Source organism: Flavobacterium sp., from assembly GCF_035299005.1.
Taxonomy (GTDB): Bacteria; Bacteroidota; Bacteroidia; order Flavobacteriales; family Flavobacteriaceae; genus Flavobacterium.
The window spans coordinates 275442-295754 of sequence record NZ_DATGXL010000004.1 but is presented as its reverse complement, the minus strand read 5'-3'; the positions used below and the strand labels follow the sequence as shown (position 1 = coordinate 295754).

The window sequence follows — 20313 nt, the reverse complement described above, 5'->3', positions numbered from 1 at the left end:
AATGAAAAAGTGCTTTATTCTGCTTTTTGTCTTATCTCTAACACCATCTATTGCACAAATTAAATTTTTAAACGATTATTTCTTTGACTGTAATTATAGTTCCTATCAAATAAATTATGCTATTTCTTTAGCATCACCAAATGGAAATTACACAAATGCTCAAGAACTTTTAAAAACTCATTTTTTTAAAAATAATATTGATAAAGCAACACAAATTCAAGCTTTATTAACTCATAATACATTAGGAAAAGAAAAAGCAATTTCCATAATTAATAGCGCTAATATTTCTGAAGAAGAAAAAGATTTTGCTAAACTTTGGCTTAGTTTTTACACTAACAACACCACAGAATATAATGCTTTATTAGTGGCATTTCAAAAAAAATATACTGCAAATTATAATCCGATAAAGCTAAAACTTAGAGGTGTTTTGAATTATAGAGATGCTAATATGTGGAACGAAATTAAAGAACAAAAACCACAATCTATAAAAACGTTAGACAGTTTAATTGGTTTGCCCAATGTTACAAATGAAGACAAACTCTATTTTTCTTTAATGAAGCTCGATTTTTTAAAAAAGAATAACTTTCGCTCAGAAGAAAAAAAATATTCTGAAGAAGAATTATTAGATAAAGTTGTTGAATTATATCAAAAAAACAAGTCGTTATTTGAGTTAGAAATCTTAAAAAATACTTTAAATAAAAGTGAATCAAAAAAATATAAAAATCTCATTAAAGAAATAAATGATGAGCAAGCAAAAACGTCAACATATACTTCAACCGAAAAGGTTTTAGCTCTTTTATTGGAGTATAATAACTTAGATAAGAAAATTAAAGTTTCTGATGTAGAGTCTTCAATTAACAAATTACTTTCTATCGAAAAAAATGCCACTGAAATTTCAAAAATAAAAGCTTTATTAAATGTATTTTCCTTACCCAGTGAACCTGATTTAGGATTTATGATGAAAGGAATATTAAAACCAATTCCTTTTTCAAAAGAGTTTAAACAAAGCTTCTCTTCTACTTCATTAAGTAAACAAGTATTGGTAGAAAAAATAAAATCAGTTTTAAAAGAACCTCAATTTGCAGAAATTGACAAGAATTCATCCAAATTAAATGAAGAACTTGAAACCATAAAAGACTTATCAATTGAAGACATTCACGCGTTTTATGGCTTGATAGTTTTTTCATCATATTATGCCAAATCATTGCAAAGTTTGAAATATGCTTTTGGAAATTTTCAAGATAAACCAGAAAGAAAAGATTACGAAACTGTAGAATCATTCATTCAATTTCTTGAAAAAAATCCTTTATATCATGATGATTCTCGCTATTTCTTTAACTATTTAGATTTAAAAAACGATGAAGGGTTTCAAAAATTCATTACCCAAATTAATATTTTAAAAGACAAATTTCCGGGTTCGGCAACAATACTACGCAATGGTTTAGATTGCATCCAAATCAACAACGAAAAAGTTAGTGAAAACAATTTACAATATTTTTACACTTCTTATTTTAAACTCGCAATTGATTATTTAGCGATTTCAAAAATCATTAAATCAAAAAATGACTATGATTCTGAACTTTTTAGTGGCAATTTACGTTATAAATTAGAACACGGTTCAACCTATTTTGAGAACTTTTTTAGTGTATTTTCACAAGAAAGTAAAAAAGAATCTGAACAATATTTAGATGTTGTTTTACAAAAAAATCAAGCTAACAAAGACTTAAATGAAATTAAACTTTTAATTACAAAACAAAAAGGTGGAAAAGAATATTTAGATGCATATCTAAAAAATTTAACTGAAACTAATAAAAATTATTATGAAAAAATTGACATTTCTAACATCAACGATTTAGATTCTACTTATGTAAGTAATCAATCTAAAATGGCAATTCCAATACTAAAAACTAAAAAGAATTTTAGCGCTCTAGAGAAAATTTTACCACTTTTATATTTTACCTCCCAAATAGATGAAGCACAAAATGTGATAGTTTATATCTTAAATAATGATAGTAAATCAAAACAATACACTGATTCATTTTCAAATACATGCATTCAACAGCTATATAATGAACTTTTAGATGATGAAAAAGCAATCGATCAGCTAACCAAAATTCAAAATGAAGTTCCTGATTTTGAAATGAATTATCTCATTTTAACTATGTTAAAACTTGAAAATGAAAAATCTAAAAAAGATGGATTAAAATTGATAAAAAGCTATGAAAATAAAAAATTTGAAAGTTCCTTTGGGAATTTAGAAAAATATTTTGTTTTGCATCAATTTTTTGAAAAAAACTATTTTAAAGAAGAAAACATAAGTTTAATCTTTAAAGAAATTATCAAAAAATACCCCGTATTAAAAGACGATTTTAAGCAATAGTTTCCCAATATTTTTTCTCAATAAATTCAATATCTTTTATAGATTTTCGAGTCCAATCTAAACGCTTGTCTAAAACTTCTTCTTCTGTTAATTGCCAATGAATATTCGATTGGCGCAAACGATTCGTCACATCTTGAATAATAATAGCCGCAGAAACTGAAATATTTAAACTTTCGGTATAACCTACCATTGGGATTTTCAAAAAACCATCAGCTTGCAGAATAACTTCTTCTGACAAACCATTTCTTTCTGTTCCAAAAAATAAGGCCGAAGGTTTAGAAATATCAAACTCATGTAACATACATGAATCGTTATGAGGGGTTGTTGCAATAATTTGATAACCTTGACTTTTTAACTCATTTATACAACTTTGCACCGAATTAAATCGATTTACGTCAACCCATTTTTGGGCTCCCATTGCTATTTCTGTATCAATTCTTTTACCAAATTTTTCTTCAATTACGTTCAATTCTTGAATTCCAAAAACCTCACAACTACGCATCACGGCACTAGTATTGTGCAATTGATAAACATCTTCAATTGCAACCGTAAAATGTTTGGTTCTATTCTTCAAAACTCTTAAAAATCCTTCTTTTCGATTTTCTGTAATGAATCCTTCTAAATATGCTAATAACTCTTTTACATTATTTTTCATGCAACAAAAATAATACTACTTTTTTTATTATTTTAGTGAAAAAATAAAATTGCATGACACAAGAAGAACTAATTCCTTTATTATTTAAAAAAGACGATAGGTCGTTTACCCTACTCTACGATAATTATTCCAAGAGTTTGTACGGTATAATTTTTACACTTATTAAAGATCGAGAAGAAGCTGAAGATGTGCTTCAAGAAGTGTTTGTCAAAATATGGAAAAACATTGATACTTATAATGAATCTAAAGGACGTTTATACACTTGGATGTTAAATATTGCACGTAATACATCTATTGACAAATTACGCTCTAAAAGCTTTAACAATAATCAAAAAAACTTATCATCCGATAATTTCGTACATATACTTGACGATAATTCAAAAGCTATCAACCAAATAGATGCAATAGGAGTTAAGGAGTTTATAAAGAAATTGAAACCAAAATGTATTCAAATCATTGATTTGCTTTTTTTTAAAGGATATACACAACAAGAAGCCTCTGATGAATTGGAGATTCCTTTAGGTACTGTTAAAACTCAAAATAGAAATTGTATGAACGAATTAAGACTATTAATCAATGAATAGTAGAGAATATATAGAATCAGGTATATTAGAATTATATGTTTTTGGAAAACTTTCTGATGAAGAGATTGCGGAAGTTAACCAAATGGCAAATCAGTATCCTGAAGTAAAAGAAGAAATTGCTGCTATTGAAAAAGCAGTAATTAACCTGTCATATGGTGTAGCACCACATTTATCAGCAACTAATTTTGAAAAAATTAGAAATCAATTATTAGCAAAACATAAGGTTATTCAAATGAAACCTAAAAATGCCATAACACAATACATGGGTTGGATTGCCGCTGCTGTATTTGTTTTAGGAATGGGAATTCAATTTTATAAATTAAATGAATCTAATAAAGCTATTGAAACGTTATCAACTGAAAAAAGTAACCTTCAAAAATCAATGGTAGATTTAGAACTGAAAAAGAAAGAATCTGAGGATGTTCTAGCTATTTTGAGAGATACAAATAATATTACTATTACTTTAGCAGGACAACAAGTAGCTCCTAATGCATACGCGAAGGCTTATTACAACAAAAACACAAAAGAAGTATACATCGATGCTTCTGGACTACCAACTCCCCCTGAAGGTATGGTATATCAAGTATGGGCCCTAAAGTTAGAACCTGTTTTAACCCCTACAAGTATTGGATTACTTGATTCGTATGCTACAAGTACTACAAAAGTAATTAAAGTCGAAAATGCAAATGAGGCACAAGCTTTTGGAATTACTTTAGAACCAGCCGGAGGAAGTACTGGACCAACAATGGAACAACTTTATACCTTAGGAAAAGTATAATTAAAATGCGTCTATACAGACGCATTTTAATTATATAAAAATTGCAAAAGAAAAGGAAAAATGAAAAAAATTGTAGTATTAACAGGCGCAGGAATTAGTGCCGAGAGTGGAATCAAAACATTCCGCGACGCAGATGGCTTGTGGGAAGGTCATGATATTATGGAAGTAGCTTCTCCTCTGGGTTGGAAAAAAAATCCAGAATTAGTATTAGACTTTTACAACAAAAGAAGAGCTCAACTTTTAACAGTTAGGCCTAATAAAGCACACGAAATATTGGCTGAATTAGAAGAACATTTCGATATTCGTATTGTTACCCAAAACGTAGACGATTTACACGAAAGAGCAGGAAGCAACAAAGTTGTACATTTACATGGCGAATTATTAAAAGTGAGAAGTATTACCAATGAAAATTTTGTAATTGATTGGAAACACGATTTAAACTTAGGTGATTTTGACTTAGAAGGTAATCAATTACGACCACATATAGTTTGGTTTGGTGAAGATGTTCCTATGATTGAACATGCAATCAATGTTGTAGAAACGGCTGATATACTAATCATAATCGGAACTTCTTTACAAGTATATCCTGCAGCTGGTTTGATGAATTACGTGGACCAAAATGTTCCCGTTTATTATATCGACCCAAAACCAGCCACCATTTACGATTTACCAAATGAGTTGAAAGTATTACCACTAACTGCAGTTGAAGGAATGAAAATTGTAAAAGAAGAACTTTTAAATTTAAAATAAAAAACTCGAAACTAATTACTGATAACTAATCACTAATTACTAAATTTGCACTTCTTTAAACAACACACAACAAAATGCAATTAACAGAATTAAACGCTATTTCGCCAATTGATGGTCGCTATAGAAGCAAAACTATTTCTTTATCTCCTTATTTTTCTGAAGAAGCCTTAATTAAATACCGTGTTTTGGTAGAGGTTGAATATTTTATTGCTTTGCGCGAAGCGGATTTACCTCAATTAGCCAATATTGACAAATCGATTTATGATTCTTTAAGAGCAATTTATAAAAACTTTTCTACCGAAGATGCACTTTGGATAAAAGAGACCGAAAAAACAACAAATCATGATGTAAAAGCGGTAGAATATTTTATCAAATCGAAGTTTGATGGTTTAGGATTGCAAGCATATAAGGAGTTTATTCATTTCGGATTAACCTCTCAAGATATCAACAATACAGCGATTCCGCTTTCTACTAAAGAAGCGTTTGAAAATGTTTATTTACCTGGTCTAGTAAGTGTAATTGCGAAATTGAAAGAATTAGCAATGGAATGGCAAAACGTTCCAATGTTAGCTAGAACACACGGCCAACCAGCCTCTCCCACTCGTTTAGGAAAAGAAATTTTGGTTTTCGTAGAACGTTTAGAAGAGCAAATGCGTTTATTGTTCAACGTTCCTTTTGCAGCTAAATTTGGTGGTGCAACTGGAAATTATAACGCACACAAAGTTGCCTATCCAAACACCGATTGGAGAAAATTTGGAAGCGATTTCGTAGAAAACAGTTTAGGATTACACCATTCGTTTCCAACCACACAAATTGAACATTACGACCATTTTGCAGCCTTTTTTGACGCTTTAAAACGTATCAATACCATTTTAATCGACTTGGATAGAGACATTTGGACTTATGTTTCTATGGATTATTTCAAACAAAAAATCAAAGCAGGCGAAATTGGTTCTTCGGCAATGCCACATAAAGTAAATCCAATCGATTTTGAAAATTCAGAAGGAAATTTAGGAATTGCAAATGCAATTTTCGAACATCTTTCAGCAAAATTACCCGTTTCAAGATTACAACGCGATTTAACCGATAGTACGGTTTTACGTAATATTGGCGTTCCAATGGGACACACCTTAATCGCATTTGAAGCGACTTTAAAAGGATTGAACAAATTGTTATTAAACGAAGACAAATTCGCAGAAGATTTAGAGAAAAACTGGGCAGTAGTTGCAGAAGCCATCCAAACGATTTTACGCCGTGAAGGCTATCCAAATCCATACGAAGCTTTGAAAGACTTAACCAGAACGAATACTGTAATTAACAAAGAAGCCATTCATAATTTCATTAGAACATTAAAAGTTTCTGAAGAAGTGAGAGCTGAATTAATGCAAATTACACCGAGTAATTATTTGGGAATTTAATTTTTTCCATACTAAAACTCATTAAAAAAATCTCGTTAGAAGTAATTTTAACGAGATTTTATATTTTTCTCATTTTGAAAACCAAACCATTTTCACTATTTTAGTAAAAAATCAATTATATGCCAATTCCATTAAACACTTCCGCGGTTCATCTACCTGATTTAATTAGTGATTTAGGATTAATTCTTGTCACAGCAGCAATTGCTGTTTTATTATTTAGGTTACTAAAACAACCATTAGTTCTTGGTTATTTAGTAGCCGGTTTTTTAGCGGGAAGTGAGTTTGATTTTTTCCCAACAGTTAAAGACATGAATAGCGTTACCGTTTGGGCAGAAATTGGTGTAATATTCCTCTTATTCAGTTTAGGACTCGAATTTAGTTTCAAAAAACTAATGAAAGTAGGTGGAACGGCTTCAATAACGGCTATGACACAAATAATTGGAATGGTAGCTTTAGGTTATTTTATTGGCCAATTAATGGATTGGGGTAAAATGAATAGCTTATTTTTAGGTGTCATTTTATCAATTTCTTCAACTACAATAATTCTTAAAACTTTTGATGAATTAGGAGTAAAAACTCAAAAATTCGCAGGAAATGTAATTGGTGCTTTAATTGTTCAGGATATTTTAGCCATTTTAATGATGGTTTTATTATCAACAGTTGCTGTAAGTCAACAATTTTCGGGTGGCGAATTACTAAAATCAGTTTTAAAATTAATCTTCTTTTTAACGATATGGTTTGTTGCTGGAATTTTCTTTATCCCAACATTACTAAAAAAAGCCAAACATCTTTTAACAGACGAAATGTTACTAATAGTTTCACTGGCTCTGTGTTTATTAATGGTTCTTTTTGCTGCAAATGTTGGCTTCTCACCTGCTCTTGGTGCATTTATTATGGGTTCCATTATTGCCGAAACTACACAAGCGGAACACATTGAACATTTGGTAAAACCAGTAAAAGATTTATTTGGAGCTGTATTTTTTGTATCAGTAGGAATGCTAATTGATCCAGAAATGTTAGCTAAATATGCAATTCCTGTAGGAATATTAACGGTTGTGGTAATTGTTGGTCAATCATTAAGTTCTACTATTGGTGCATTACTTTCTGGACAACCTTTAAAACAATCTATACAAACCGGAATGAGTTTATCACAAATTGGTGAATTTTCTTTCATCATAGCTACTTTAGGAATGACGTTAAATGTAACTAGTGATTTCTTATATCCTATTGTGGTAGCCGTTTCTGCTATAACAACTTTTACAACGCCATTTATGGTAAAGTTATCGACTCCTTTTTCAATCTATTTAGAAAAAAAATTACCAAGGCGTTGGGTTAAAAAAATTGAACGTTATAGCGCAAATACTGAAGCCATAAAATCTGTTAGCAATTGGCAAATTGTACTTCGTTCCTATTTAACACAAGTAATCCTTCATTCCATAATTATTGTAGCAATTATTATACTTTCATCAAAGTATATTATGCCTCTGGTGCAAGATTCAAGATTTGGAAATGCACTAGCTGCATTAATAACATTAATTATACTATCTCCATTTTTATGGGCGTTATCATTGCGAAGGGTTGCCGTAAAACAAGTGCAAGAATTAATGCAAGTTAGAAAATATCAAGGACCAATAATTGTTTTAGTCTTTTTTAGAATTGTATTGACTTTATTTTATATTGGATTCATATTAAACACATTCTTTTCTCCAGGAATCGCTTTGATAGCATTAGTTATTGCTATCATTAGCTATGTTTTATTTCCAAAAAAATTACATTCATTTTATAATAAAATCGAATCCCATTTTTTGAGAAATTTTCATGGAAGAGAATTATCTAAACCAAATAAGAGACAAAATGTTTTATCTCCTTGGGATGGACACATGGCAAATTTTTATATCGCATTAGAATCTAATATAGCGGGTAAAACATTGGAAGAATTAAAAATAAGAGAACAATTTGGAATAAATATTGCATCTATCAAACGAGGTGAAATTACCATCAACATACCTATTCGTACCGAACGGCTATTTCCAGGTGATGAAATTAGTGTTATTGGTACCGACGAACAAGTTGTAGCTTTTAAAAATTATTTAGATAAGCATGAAATAGATATTCCTGAAGTTGTGGCTGAAGACGAAATTATTTTGCAACAACTAGAATTAAAAAACAGAATTTGTATAGGAAAAAGTATACGTGACTCATTAATTAGAGAAAAAACACATGGCATTATCGTAGGTATTGAGCGTAATGGAAAACGTATATTAAACCCAGAATCACATTGGATTTTAGAATCTGATGATATTCTTTGGATTGCTGGGGATAAGAAAAAAATTGCTGAATTTTTGAAAGGATAATTATACGATTTAATCATTTTTTGAGTTTAATAATGAAAAAAACGATTATATGAAAAATCATTTTATTGTTCTCTTACTTCTTATCTCTTTTTTTAGTTTTAGTCAAAATAAAGTTGATTTAGAAAGGTTAAAAATTAAATTGCATAAACTAATAAATCAAGAACGAGTAAATAAAGACCGAAAACTGCTTGGTTTAGATTCATATCTAGAAAAAGCTGCCGATGATCACGCAAAATATATAGCAAAGATTCAAAATTTATCTCACGAACAAACTGATGAAAGAAAATTAAAGCCTAAAGATCGTGTACTTTTTTATGGTGGAAATTCTTTTAATTTAGTTGGTGAAAATTTACTATTTACAAGCATTAAAGATCAAATATATGCTGATGAGGATTTAGACGAATTAGCTCAAAAAATGTTTAATCTATGGAAAAATTCACCAAATCATTACAAAAACATGATTGAACATAAATATTTATATACAGAAATTGGCTTTTGCATTGATTGGGAAAACAAGAAAATATATGCTGTGCAATTATTTGGAGCAAAGTAATTTGTATTATATTTTGAGAATAAAAAAACCTGATAGCTACATAAACTATCAGGTTTCTTTTTTTGAAAATTTTATTATCTAGAATAATTCGGAGCTTCTTTCGTAATCGTTACGTTGTGTGGATGGCTTTCTCCAATTCCGCTCGCTGTAATTCTAATGAAACGTCCGTTTTCTTGTAAATTTGGAATATCTTTTGCTCCGCAATAACCCATTCCAGCTCTTAAACCACCTATGAATTGTTGCATGCTTTCATTTAATTCTCCTTTGTAAGGCACACGACCTACAATTCCTTCTGGAACTAATTTCTTAACATCATCTTCCACATCTTGGAAATAACGATCTTTTGAACCCTCTTGCATCGCTTCAACAGAACCCATTCCGCGATAAGATTTAAATTTTCTTCCTTCAAAAATTATTGTTTCTCCTGGCGATTCTTTTGTTCCTGCTAACAATGAACCTAACATTACACAATCTGCACCCGCTGCAATAGCTTTTGGGATATCTCCTGTATAACGAATTCCACCATCAGCAATTACTGGAACTCCTGTTCCTTTTAAAGCCGCAGCAACTTCAAGAACCGCAGAAAATTGTGGAAATCCAACACCAGCTACTACTCTAGTAGTACAAATTGAACCAGGTCCAATTCCTACCTTTACTGCATCTGCTCCATTTTGAGCTAAATATAAAGCAGCTTCTGGAGTAGCAATATTTCCAACAACGACATCTAATTCTGGGAATTTTGCTTTAACAGCCTTCAGCACATCAACCACACCTTTGGTATGTCCATGAGCAGTATCGATAATTACAGCATCTACACCAGCATTTACTAATGCAGTAGCACGTTCAACCGCATCAGCTGTTACACCTAAAGCGGCAGCAACACGTAAACGACCATATCTATCTTTATTAGCAATTGGTTTTTGAGTTAACTTAGTAATATCTCTAAAAGTAATTAAACCAACTAATTTATTATTGTTATCGACTACTGGTAATTTTTCAATTTTATTTTCTTGCAGAATACCTTCTGCCTCTTGCAATGTTGTGCCTTGAGCAGCTGTTACAAGATTTTCTGAAGTCATCACTTCTAAAATAGAGCGAGAATTTATTTTTTCAAAGCGTAAGTCTCTATTGGTTACGATACCCTTTAAAATTCCGTTTTCATCTACTACTGGAATTCCGCCAATGCTGAATTCTTTCATTGCTGATTTAGCATCGCCAACCGTTGAAGTTAATGGTAACGTGACTGGATCGATAATCATACCGCTTTCCGCACGTTTTACTTTCTTAACTTTTGCCGCTTGTTGTTCAATCGTCATGTTTTTATGCAAAACACCTATTCCTCCTTCTTGTGCCATAGCAATTGCCATAGAACTTTCGGTTACTGTATCCATAGCAGCCGAAACAATAGGAACATTTAATGTAATGTTTTTCGAAAACTTCGATTGAATGTTTACTTCACGCGGTAAGATTTCTGAATAATTTGGAATAAGCAAAACGTCGTCGTATGTAAGTCCTTCGCCAACGATCTTAGTTGTGTGTGCTTTCATGGTGCAATTTGTAGTTGTTGTTAAATTGCGTGCAAATATAAGAAAAAAAGTGATTAGTAACAGGAATAACAATTAGTTTTTAATGAAACTCCCCAAATAACTTAGTCGCCTCATTATATGCACTTTCAAAACTCATTGGGCTGGTATTGGTGTTTTCTCGCTTAGTAGTGAAATAAGATAATAATTTTTCGGTAGGCATATTTCCTGTTAAATCGTCTTTTGCCATTGGACAACCTCCAAAACCTTGGATAGCTCCATCATATCTTCTGCATCCAGCGCTGTAAGCCGCATCGATTTTTTCAAACCATTTTTCAGGAGTTGTATGTAAATGCGCACCAAATTCAATATGTGGATATTTTGGAATCAAATTAGAAAACAAATAATCAATGACTTCAGGTGTTGAACTTCCAACCGTATCAGATAGAGATAAAATTTTAACACCCATATTAGCCAATTTTTCAGTCCACTCTCCTACAATTTCAACATTCCACGGATCTCCATATGGATTACCAAAGCCCATTGAAATATAGGTTACCACTTCTTTATTTGATTTATCTGCAATTTCTAAAATTTCTTGAAGTGTAACTAAACTTTCTGCAATGGTTTTATGGGTATTACGCATTTGAAAGTTTTCAGAAATTGAAAAAGGAAAACCTAAATAATGAATTTCTTTGTGAACTGAAGCGTTTTGAGCCCCTTGTGTATTTGCAATGATTGCTAACAATTTACTATTAGTTGCTGATAAATCCAATTGAGATAATACTTCTACTGTATCCTGCATTTGTGGTATAGCTTTGGGTGAAACAAAACTACCAAAATCTATAGTATCAAAACCCACCCGCAATAATGATTGTATATATTTTACCTTTCTTTCTGTAGGAATAAAAGGTTTTATACCTTGCATAGCATCGCGTGGACACTCTATAATTTTGATTGGATTCATAGCTCAAAGATATAAATTTTAGCTGTTTTCCAAAATCTTTTTATTGATTGCTTTTATTAATGTTGGTCCTTCATAAATGAACCCGGTATAAAGTTGCACTAAACTTGCTCCTGCTTCTAATTTTTCAATCGCATCTTCAGCTGAATGAATTCCGCCAACTCCTATAATTGGGAACGATTTATTACTTTTTTCTGAAAGAAAACGTATTACTTCTGTAGAACGTTTTGTTAATGGTTTCCCCGATAGACCTCCAGTTTCAGTTTTATTTACAGATTGTAAACCTTCTCTTGAAAGTGTAGTATTTGTTGCAATTACACCAGCGATTTTTGTTTCATTAACTATATCGATAATGTCTAACAATTGCTCGTCTGTTAAATCTGGTGCAATTTTTAAAAGTATTGGTTTATGATTAATAGTTTGTAGTTTATTACTTTCTAGTGTTTGCAACAGCTTTTTAAGTGGTTCTTTTTCTTGAAGTTCTCTCAAATTTGGTGTATTTGGCGAACTAACATTCACTACAAAATAATCAACATATGGAAACAAAGCTTCGAAACAAATTTCGTAATCATTAACGGCTTCTTCGTTAGGAGTTACTTTATTTTTTCCTATATTTCCACCTATTAAAACACCTTTATTTTGTTTTAAACGTTCTACAGCATCTTTTACGCCGCCATTATTAAAACCCATCCTATTGATGATTGCATTATCTTCTTTCAAACGGAAAAGGCGTTTTTTTGGATTACCTTCCTGTCCAACTGGTGTTAAAGTTCCTATTTCTATAAATCCAAAACCCAAGTTAGAAAGTTCGTTATATAATTTAGCATCTTTATCAAAACCAGCAGCTAAACCTACTGGATTTTTAAACTTAATTCCAAAAACCTCTCTTTCTAAACGCTTATCTTTTACTTCATAAAGTGCTTGAAATAGTCTTGAAAAACCAGGAATCTTATTAAAAAAACGAATTAATGAAAACGTAAAATAATGAATTTTTTCTGGGTCGAAACAGAAAAATAATGGACGAATAAATAATTTATACATAGTAGTTGTGTTGTAATGCAAAAGTATAAAATAGAAATCAAAATATAATGTTACTAATTAAGAATAACTGAAAATTATCTTTTGTACATTTACTTAATAAATAATTAGTTCCTTATGAAAACCTTATTTTCTTTAATCTCAAGATTAGAATCCAAAATAATTCACTATGATGCAACTAATCTTTCTATTTCAGGAGAAAGTGTAGGCTGGCATATTGAACATAGTTTGAAAACAATTGACCAAATAATTATTGCAACAAAAAAATCAAATCCGGGATCTTATAAATGGAAATTTAATTTCTATCGTTTATTAATTTTAGATATTTTAAATAAAATACCAAGAGGAAAGGCAAAAGCTCCAAAAATTGTGCGTCCAGAAGGAACAATTAACCCTGAAGTATTACAATTAAGCTTACAAAAAGTGAAAAAAAATTTAGATGTTTGGAATGATCTAAATAAAAATAATTATTTTCCGCATCCTTATTTTGGTGATCTAAATAAGAAACCAACTGAAAAATTTTTAGTATTACATACTAATCATCATTTAAAAATTATAGATGATATTCTAAATTAATACGTAGCTAAACACTAAATAAAAATAAAATACAATAAGTATAATTAAAGCAATAACGCCCGAAACTTTCAATAATAATTTTGTATTACCTGAAAGTTGGTTTTTTAAATTGTAAATCATTTTCACTTTTTATGTTTATTCTTATTTAACAATATAAAAAGAATGAAAAAATTTTAGTCTAAAAAAATAATGTTATGAAACTAGTTCTAGTTGTTATGAAGTAAGTTCTATTTGTGATATTATTTTGGCTAGTTAAAGAATATTTAATTTTTTTACTAACTCATCATGATAATTTTTTGAAATTGGAATTTTTGTATTTTGAATATAAACACAATTAGTTTCAATTTTAGTTAAAAAATCTAAATTGATAATATATGATTTATGTGTTCTAAAAAAGGTATCACTTTTTAAACGCTCAATAAAATTTGATAAAGTTGCTCTAATCAGTTCCTCTTTTTGGGTTGTTTGAATTTCTAAATAGTTACCATCTGATTTTATCCACAATATTTCATTGATAATCAACTTTGTATATTTGAATTTATCTTTAATAAAAAGGGCATCTTTAATTACCAAAGCTTCATCAGATTTTGTAGTTTCAACTTCTTTTTTATCTTGATTTGCTAATTTGTGTAATGCTATTTCAATTGCTGTAAACAATTGCTCTTCTTTAAATGGTTTGACTAAATAATTGATTGGATTTGATTTTTTTGCACGCTCAAGTGTTGCAGAATCTGAATAAGAAGTAGTAAATATAAAAGGTATTCCATAAAACTCATTGATTGTATTTGCTAAATCAATTCCGTCTTTTTTACTGTTTAAGTTTACGTCTAGCAAAATTAAATCAGGTTTATTAACTTTTAAAACAGCAATAGCTTCATCATAATCCATAGCAATTCCCATTACTTCGTAACCTTTACGAGTTAACATATTACTTACATCTTCAGCTATAATAAGTTCATCTTCAACGATAACAATTTGCACCATAAATTTATACTTCTAACGATTGAAATGCTTTTAAATCTTTAAAAACGACTACACACACTGTTTTACTATTAGTAGATTCATTTTTAAAACTTCCTCTTAATTGTTTACTCAAAATAGTAACCAATTTCAATCCTAACGATTTTGATTTAGCAATATCAAAATCTAATGGAAGTTTATTACCATTATTACTAACTTTTAATTCATAGTCTACATCATTTATTGCTTGAATTTCAATCCAAATATTTCCTTTTATACTATCTTTAAATGCGTGTTTATATGCGTTTGAAACCAATTCATTAACAATTAAACCAAGAGGAATAGCAGTGTCAAAATCAAATTGAATTCCTTTTGTTTCAATAGCAACTAGTATTTCATCTGAATCGCCTCGGTACATTTTAGACAAATACGCAACTAACTCTTTTAAATAATTTTCAACATCAACTTTATTTACATGCTCAGATTGATACAAATTTTGATGAATCAAACTCATGGCTTGAACTCTACTTTGTCCTTCTTGAATGGTTGTTAAAATTTTTTCATCATCAATATCATACGATTGCATATTTAATAAGCTAGAAATGATTTGCAGATTATTTTTAACCCGATGATGAATTTCTCTCAATAATGTTTCCTTTTCTGTCAAAGAATTCTGAATAACTTCTTTTTGTTTTTCAACAATTTTTTTCTGCTTTTGATGTTGTTTTAAATTAACATAAATTCCAACGGCTAGAATACTCACAAAAAACAAACTCAAAGCTATAATTGAAAATAAGATTTTCTGCTTTTTTGCCTCATTTACTTGTTTTTCATCCTTTTGCTTTTGTTCTAATTGCAACATTTCTTGTTTTCTTTCGAATTCAAAGTTCATTTGCAATTGATTCATTTTGTTGTTTATTTCGCCATTAAACATTGAATCACTATACTTTTTATATAACAGCTGGTTTTCAAATGCTTTTTTATAATTACCGGATTGACTATAAATTTTTGCTAAATTTTCATGCCCAAACTTTATTGATTCAAGTTCCCCAATTTGTCGTGAAATCGACAGTCCTTTCTCGGTAAGTTCAATTGCTTTTTGGTTATTCTTCTTTTGAAAATATACTTTTCCTAGCTCTCTATATACATCTCCTAATCCAGATTTATTGCCAGTTTCTGAATATATTTTTAACGATTTCTCAAAAAATTCAATTGCTTTATCATGATTTTTTAAACTCAGATATGTAGAACCTAAACTTCTACAAATAAGAGCGTAATTATTAGGATTGCTTTTTTTATCTCTATTAATGTAAGAATTTAATAATATTTGTAATGCTTTTTCATGCTCTCCTTTATCATTATAAATAAGTGCAATATTAGAATTAATAACATCTTTTAACTTATTAGCTTTTTTTGAATTTTCATTTTTTATAGTAGCTAATGCTAAATTATAATAACTCAATTCTTTATCAAAACGATCTTGCTTTCCATATAATATAGCAATGTTATTATAGATTCTTGCGATTCTTAAGTTATCGTTTAATTTTTCAAATAATTGAAGTGCTATATTTAAATTTTTTAAAGCTTCTGGAAAATTATTCAAAAACAAATATGATTGTGCTAAATAAAAATGATTGTCTCCAAGAAAAGTTATGTTTTTTATAGTATTTTTTTGAGCTAAGACTTTATTCAGATTTTCAATTGCAATTGTAAAATCACCTGTATTATTATTAATTCTTCCTATATTAGAATAAGACATCAAACTTCCATTTTTATAATGAATATTATTTGATAATTCTAATGCTTCCTTAGCAAATTTTAATGCTTCGATAGGATTAGATTCTATATATGCTTCACTTAACTGATTCAATAAAACAACTTTTGAAGAATCTACTAAAGTGTTCTTTGAGTTAGATTTATATTTTTCAATTAATCGCTTTAAACTGTCAATTTTAGTGTTCTCTTGACAATAACTTATGGAAAAAAATAGGAAAAGTAATCCTATAAAAATATTTTGAAAAGAAAATAATCGTTTATTTTTTTTACTCATCCCAGCAGAATTATAACAATAAATATATGAAAATTATGTTTTTAACTTTTTCTTCCTTGCAGCTGGAAATAATACATTATTCAAAATTAATCGATATCCTGGAGAATTTGGGTGTAAATCTAAAACGGTTGGCGCATCACCTACTCTATGCTGATAGTCTTCTGGGTCATGACCGCCATAAAAAGTAAACATACCTTTCCCTTTAGTACCATGAATATAGCGTGCTTCTTCATTAATTTTACATTCTCCCATAATCAGCACATTAGATTTTATTTTATCCGCAGAAAATGCAGTAGTTTGTCCCATAAAACCCTTTATTAATTGTGTATGATTTTGGCATAACATTGTTGGAATCGGATCCCATTTTGCGGAATATTCCATTAACGTAAAATAATCCTTATCCATTATAAATGCCCCCTTTCCATGTTCTTCAGTAGTATCAATATCTGAAAATTCATATACAATAGGTTGACGTTCTAATTTATAATCTTTAAACGCAAAAGTATTTGAATAATCAATTTGAGATTGATAATTAGCATCAGAATCATCACCATCAAACATAGGTTCACAAATATCGACTCCTTCAGCAGAAAGAGCAATATCAAAACTATCTGTTGCAGAACACATCGCAAACATAAATCCTCCACCTATAACAAAGTCTCTAATTTTTTTGGTAACCGCTAACTTTTCTTCAGAAACTTTATTATAGCCTAACTTCTTTGCTAAAGCTTCTGCATCCGCCTTTTGTTGAATATACCAAGGAGTATTTCTATAATTACCAAAGAACTTTCCATATTGACCCGTAAAATCTTCATGGTGTAGATGCAACCAATCATACAATAATAATTGGTCTGATAATACTTCTTCATCATAAATTTCTGTATATGGAATTTCTGCATAAGTTAAAACCATAGTAACAGCGTCATCCCAAGGCTGTTTTCCTTTAGGTGTGTAAACCGCAATTTTAGGGGCTTTTTCTAAAACCACAGTTTCCATGTTTTGCGAAGGAGAGCTAATCTCCTCTAAAATTGTGTTTGTTGTTGCATCTGAAAGTATTTCAAATGTTACTCCTCTAATTTGACATTCTTTTCTAATTTCTGGAGCATCTGGTAATAAAAAAGAGCCTCCTCTATAATTCAACAACCAACTTACTTTGTAACTTTTGTCCAAAGCCCAATAAGTAATGCCATATGCCTTCAAATGATTTTGTTGTCCTTCTGCTTCCATTGGAATTAATACAAAAGCAGCTTTACTTGACAAAGTTGTCAATAAAATCAAAGTAAAAAAGAAAAATTTATATAACGTTTTCATTCATTGGAATTAAAAATTGGTCTAATTTATAACTTTTATAACAAATTCATTTCATAGAAATGTTAAAATGGTTCCCCCGTAAAAATACCTAGTTACCCCCGTAAAAATACCTATTTTGAAAAACAGGTATTTTTACTCTTACACAGGAAAAAAAAATGATTTAGCTTTGACATGTATCAAAAATCAAATAAAGATGAGCGCAAATAAAAGTAATTTATCCCTATTAAATTCGAAAGAAATGAAAGTTTTAAAAAAAATCGGATACTTAGTACTTATTGTTACAATACTTGTTTATTTTATTTTAGTATTTCAATTTTGTAGAAGCTACTAATTTATTTAAAAATCTATAATCTTTTAGGATTCAATTTCATTATTTGAATCATCTAATGATATGATTTTATTTTGGATGGCAAAAATGACTAATCCAGCCATATTTTTAGAATTAGTTTTTTGCAAAAGGCTGTTTCTATGACCATCTACCGTTCTTGTGCTAACATTCATCATATCAGCAATTTCCGTAGAACTATGTTGCTTACAGATTAATTCTAACACTTCCTTTTCTCTTAAGGTTAGAAAATCTTCATCTAAAAGTGTTCTTGATGTATTTTTAGACAAAATATCTTGATGAATTACCTCCATCACTATTTCATTATAATAAAAACCTTTTTCTGCAACTTCATTAATTGTTTTGAGCATATCCTTTGGAGATGAACTTTTAACTAGATAAGAGGCAGCACCCACATCAATCATATTTGCAATAAATGATTTAGTGTTATAACTAGTAAGCGCTATTATTCGTATTTGAGGAAACTCTTTATGAATAATTTTTGTTGCCTCTACTCCATTTAATAATGGCATTTTTAAATCCATTAAGATAATATCTGGAAGTGTGTCTGTAGTTTTGAGTTTTTCAATCAAATCACTTCCATTTGAAGCCTCAAAAAGAATTTCAATATTTTCTTCTCTTTGCAATAAAAAAACAATCCCTTTTCGGAATAATTCTTCATCATCTGCTAAAAAAATCTTTATTTTATTTTCCATCATAAGAAATTAAATACAATTTTAATACCTTCGTTTGGTTTTGAAGTGATGGTATATTTTCCTCCTAGAAAACTAATTCTACTTTCTATATTTCTCATTCCCAACCCTTTTCTATTATCTTCTTCCAAATAGTCAAACCCAACACCATTGTCAGTATATGTACACATATTTTGATGGTCTAAAGTAGTAAATTCAATTGAAATTAAAGTAGCTTTTCCGTGTTTAACCGAATTATTTAACAACTCTTGTAAAATTCTAAAAATATGCAAGTTTCTATCAATATCTGCATCATTAAAATGAATAGAATTACTATAATTTACTTTAGTTGCTTTTGTACTGTTATACTCTTCTACCAGTTCTTCGATACCTGCACTTAACCCAAATTTTTCTAATACAGGTGGTAATAAATCATGAGCAATTCTTCTAGAATTCTCGAGGGCTTTTTGTGTTAAATCAATGATGTTATTGGTAATTTCGGTTTGCTCTGATTCGCTTAAATTTGGAGTCTTTAAAAGATAACTATTCAAAGAAACAACATTTAACTTTGAACTAATATCATCATGTAAATCTTGTGCAATACGCTGACGTTCATTTTCTTGCGTAATCAATATCGAATTTAATAATGCTCTTTGATAATCAATTTCTAAATTTTTCTTTTCTATTTCTTGTTTGACAATTTTTTTTCTAGAAAAGTAAAAGAATAAAATTAGAACCAAAAACATAGATAAAAAAGCCAGTAGTATAAAAAAAACGGCTTTGATTAATTCGGTATTTTCTAAACTAATTGAGTTCATATTTTTTAAAATAAATTACCTTCCATTGTATAAAGAAAAACCCAAATTTTATAAATTGTAATACAATATTAGTATTGATAATAAAATCATTAAATGATCTTATTTGAAACGCATTATTTAACTCGTATAATAGAAAAATAAATGTACTACAAAATAGATATAATAAAATTCCAATATTAGCATAATGAAATTCTTTCTTCTCATTTAAATTATTATACAAATGCATGGTTCCATAAATAATTATGGGCATTGTAGCTAAATATGTCTCAAGTAAACTATATTCAAAAAACATCTTTGGATTGAACACATATCTTGAAAGCAAAAAAATAGGCAATACAATAATTAAGGAATAAACTATATATAGCTGTTGCTTTGTTTTTAACAATGTTGCATAAAAATAACTTAAGATTACAAACTGAAACAAATCATAAAAATGAGAAGTAAAAATATTATATATCCCAAACCATTTCCAAAGCTTAGAAGAAATAAAATCTATAAGTAATACCCCAAATAAATAAAACGAAAAAATTTTATAGGTTTTTCCTTGCTTAGAAAAACCTATAAAATAAAGCAAACATAAGATT

The 20313-nt window shown here is 29.4% G+C and carries 17 protein-coding genes; 8 read left to right on the top strand and 9 right to left on the bottom strand.

All coding sequences use genetic code 11. From position 1 onward, the window contains the following. Position 1 precedes the first annotated feature (1 nt). Entirely contained in the window at positions 2-2380 is a 2379-nt protein-coding gene (locus VK164_RS02775) for a hypothetical protein (protein ID WP_324207882.1), read from the top strand. Here the strand turns inward: VK164_RS02775 and VK164_RS02770 are convergent. Further along, on the bottom strand, positions 2370-3035 hold the full coding sequence (locus VK164_RS02770; protein ID WP_324207881.1) for an RNA methyltransferase: 666 nt from the start codon (positions 3033-3035) through the stop codon (positions 2370-2372). The genes VK164_RS02775 and VK164_RS02770 overlap by 11 nt on opposite strands. Before the next feature lie 53 nt (positions 3036-3088). Between VK164_RS02770 and VK164_RS02765 the strand changes: the two genes are divergently transcribed. From VK164_RS02765 to VK164_RS02740, 6 genes are all read left to right on the top strand, one after another. Beyond that, positions 3089-3619, top strand: a complete 531-nt coding sequence (locus VK164_RS02765) for an RNA polymerase sigma factor (RefSeq protein ID WP_324207880.1) — start codon at positions 3089-3091, stop codon at positions 3617-3619. Further along, positions 3612-4397, top strand: a complete 786-nt coding sequence (locus tag VK164_RS02760; protein ID WP_324207879.1) for an anti-sigma factor — start codon at positions 3612-3614, stop codon at positions 4395-4397. Before VK164_RS02765 ends, VK164_RS02760 begins: the two co-directional genes overlap by 8 nt. Positions 4398-4457: 60 nt before the next feature. Beyond that, the gene (locus tag VK164_RS02755) at positions 4458-5147 is read left to right on the top strand and encodes an NAD-dependent deacylase (RefSeq protein ID WP_324207878.1); all 690 of its coding nucleotides are present in this window, start codon (positions 4458-4460) and stop codon (positions 5145-5147) included. 74 nt (positions 5148-5221) lie between these two features. Further along, the gene (purB, locus tag VK164_RS02750) at positions 5222-6565 is read left to right on the top strand and encodes an adenylosuccinate lyase (protein WP_324207877.1); all 1344 of its coding nucleotides are present in this window, start codon (positions 5222-5224) and stop codon (positions 6563-6565) included. A 119-nt stretch (positions 6566-6684) separates the two neighbouring features. Then, positions 6685-8919: a cation:proton antiporter gene (locus VK164_RS02745; RefSeq protein WP_324207876.1), complete on the top strand. Its 2235-nt coding sequence runs from the start codon at positions 6685-6687 to the stop codon at positions 8917-8919. A gap of 49 nt (positions 8920-8968) precedes the next feature. Next, positions 8969-9472, top strand: coding sequence for a CAP domain-containing protein (locus VK164_RS02740; protein ID WP_324207875.1), 504 nt, complete (start codon positions 8969-8971; stop codon positions 9470-9472). Positions 9473-9546: 74 nt separating this feature from the next. Here the strand turns inward: VK164_RS02740 and guaB are convergent, their stop codons facing one another. From guaB to VK164_RS02725, 3 genes are all read right to left on the bottom strand, one after another. Beyond that, complete coding sequence (gene guaB, locus VK164_RS02735) at positions 9547-11019, bottom strand: IMP dehydrogenase (protein ID WP_324207874.1); 1473 nt, start codon at positions 11017-11019, stop codon at positions 9547-9549. Positions 11020-11098: 79 nt separating this feature from the next. After that, entirely contained in the window at positions 11099-11962 is an 864-nt protein-coding gene (locus tag VK164_RS02730; protein ID WP_324207873.1) for a hydroxymethylglutaryl-CoA lyase, read from the bottom strand. A gap of 18 nt (positions 11963-11980) precedes the next feature. Further along, positions 11981-13000 (bottom strand): quinone-dependent dihydroorotate dehydrogenase, encoded by a 1020-nt coding sequence (locus VK164_RS02725; RefSeq protein ID WP_324207872.1) that lies wholly within the window; start codon positions 12998-13000, stop codon positions 11981-11983. Between the two features lie 114 nt (positions 13001-13114). Between VK164_RS02725 and VK164_RS02720 the strand changes: the two genes are divergently transcribed. Next, on the top strand, positions 13115-13573 hold the full coding sequence (locus VK164_RS02720) for a DUF1569 domain-containing protein (protein WP_324207871.1): 459 nt from the start codon (positions 13115-13117) through the stop codon (positions 13571-13573). A gap of 252 nt (positions 13574-13825) precedes the next feature. Here the strand turns inward: VK164_RS02720 and VK164_RS02715 are convergent, their stop codons facing one another. From VK164_RS02715 to VK164_RS02695, 5 genes are all read right to left on the bottom strand, one after another. Further along, positions 13826-14557, bottom strand: coding sequence for a LytR/AlgR family response regulator transcription factor (locus VK164_RS02715; protein WP_324207870.1), 732 nt, complete (start codon positions 14555-14557; stop codon positions 13826-13828). Positions 14558-14561: 4 nt separating this feature from the next. After that, positions 14562-16583, bottom strand: coding sequence for a tetratricopeptide repeat protein (locus tag VK164_RS02710; protein ID WP_324207869.1), 2022 nt, complete (start codon positions 16581-16583; stop codon positions 14562-14564). 33 nt (positions 16584-16616) lie between these two features. Further along, complete coding sequence (locus tag VK164_RS02705) at positions 16617-17894, bottom strand: asparagine synthetase B (RefSeq protein WP_324207868.1); 1278 nt, start codon at positions 17892-17894, stop codon at positions 16617-16619. A 354-nt stretch (positions 17895-18248) separates the two neighbouring features. Further along, on the bottom strand, positions 18249-18935 hold the full coding sequence (locus VK164_RS02700; protein WP_324207867.1) for a response regulator transcription factor: 687 nt from the start codon (positions 18933-18935) through the stop codon (positions 18249-18251). Further along, entirely contained in the window at positions 18935-19729 is a 795-nt protein-coding gene (locus VK164_RS02695) for a sensor histidine kinase (RefSeq protein WP_324207866.1), read from the bottom strand. The genes VK164_RS02700 and VK164_RS02695 overlap by 1 nt, the downstream gene beginning before the upstream one ends. Positions 19730-20313: the final 584 nt, after the last annotated feature.

Bases quoted from the DNA above. Each gene is read 5' to 3' on its own strand.
- VK164_RS02705 (WP_324207868.1), bottom strand. From the start codon at position 17,894: ATGAAAACGTTATATAAATTTTTCTTTTTTACTTTGATTTTATTGACA.
- VK164_RS02745 (WP_324207876.1), top strand. From the start codon at position 6,685: ATGCCAATTCCATTAAACACTTCCGCGGTTCATCTACCTGATTTAATT.
- VK164_RS02695 (WP_324207866.1), bottom strand. From the start codon at position 19,729: ATGAACTCAATTAGTTTAGAAAATACCGAATTAATCAAAGCCGTTTTT.
- VK164_RS02770 (WP_324207881.1), bottom strand. From the start codon at position 3,035: ATGAAAAATAATGTAAAAGAGTTATTAGCATATTTAGAAGGATTCATT.
- VK164_RS02720 (WP_324207871.1), top strand. From the start codon at position 13,115: ATGAAAACCTTATTTTCTTTAATCTCAAGATTAGAATCCAAAATAATT.
- guaB (WP_324207874.1), bottom strand. From the start codon at position 11,019: ATGAAAGCACACACAACTAAGATCGTTGGCGAAGGACTTACATACGAC.
- VK164_RS02700 (WP_324207867.1), bottom strand. From the start codon at position 18,935: ATGGAAAATAAAATAAAGATTTTTTTAGCAGATGATGAAGAATTATTC.
- VK164_RS02715 (WP_324207870.1), bottom strand. From the start codon at position 14,557: ATGGTGCAAATTGTTATCGTTGAAGATGAACTTATTATAGCTGAAGAT.
- VK164_RS02710 (WP_324207869.1), bottom strand. From the start codon at position 16,583: ATGAGTAAAAAAAATAAACGATTATTTTCTTTTCAAAATATTTTTATA.
- purB (WP_324207877.1), top strand. From the start codon at position 5,222: ATGCAATTAACAGAATTAAACGCTATTTCGCCAATTGATGGTCGCTAT.
- VK164_RS02725 (WP_324207872.1), bottom strand. From the start codon at position 13,000: ATGTATAAATTATTTATTCGTCCATTATTTTTCTGTTTCGACCCAGAA.
- VK164_RS02730 (WP_324207873.1), bottom strand. From the start codon at position 11,962: ATGAATCCAATCAAAATTATAGAGTGTCCACGCGATGCTATGCAAGGT.
- VK164_RS02760 (WP_324207879.1), top strand. From the start codon at position 3,612: ATGAATAGTAGAGAATATATAGAATCAGGTATATTAGAATTATATGTT.
- VK164_RS02740 (WP_324207875.1), top strand. From the start codon at position 8,969: ATGAAAAATCATTTTATTGTTCTCTTACTTCTTATCTCTTTTTTTAGT.
- VK164_RS02765 (WP_324207880.1), top strand. From the start codon at position 3,089: ATGACACAAGAAGAACTAATTCCTTTATTATTTAAAAAAGACGATAGG.
- VK164_RS02775 (WP_324207882.1), top strand. From the start codon at position 2: ATGAAAAAGTGCTTTATTCTGCTTTTTGTCTTATCTCTAACACCATCT.
- VK164_RS02755 (WP_324207878.1), top strand. From the start codon at position 4,458: ATGAAAAAAATTGTAGTATTAACAGGCGCAGGAATTAGTGCCGAGAGT.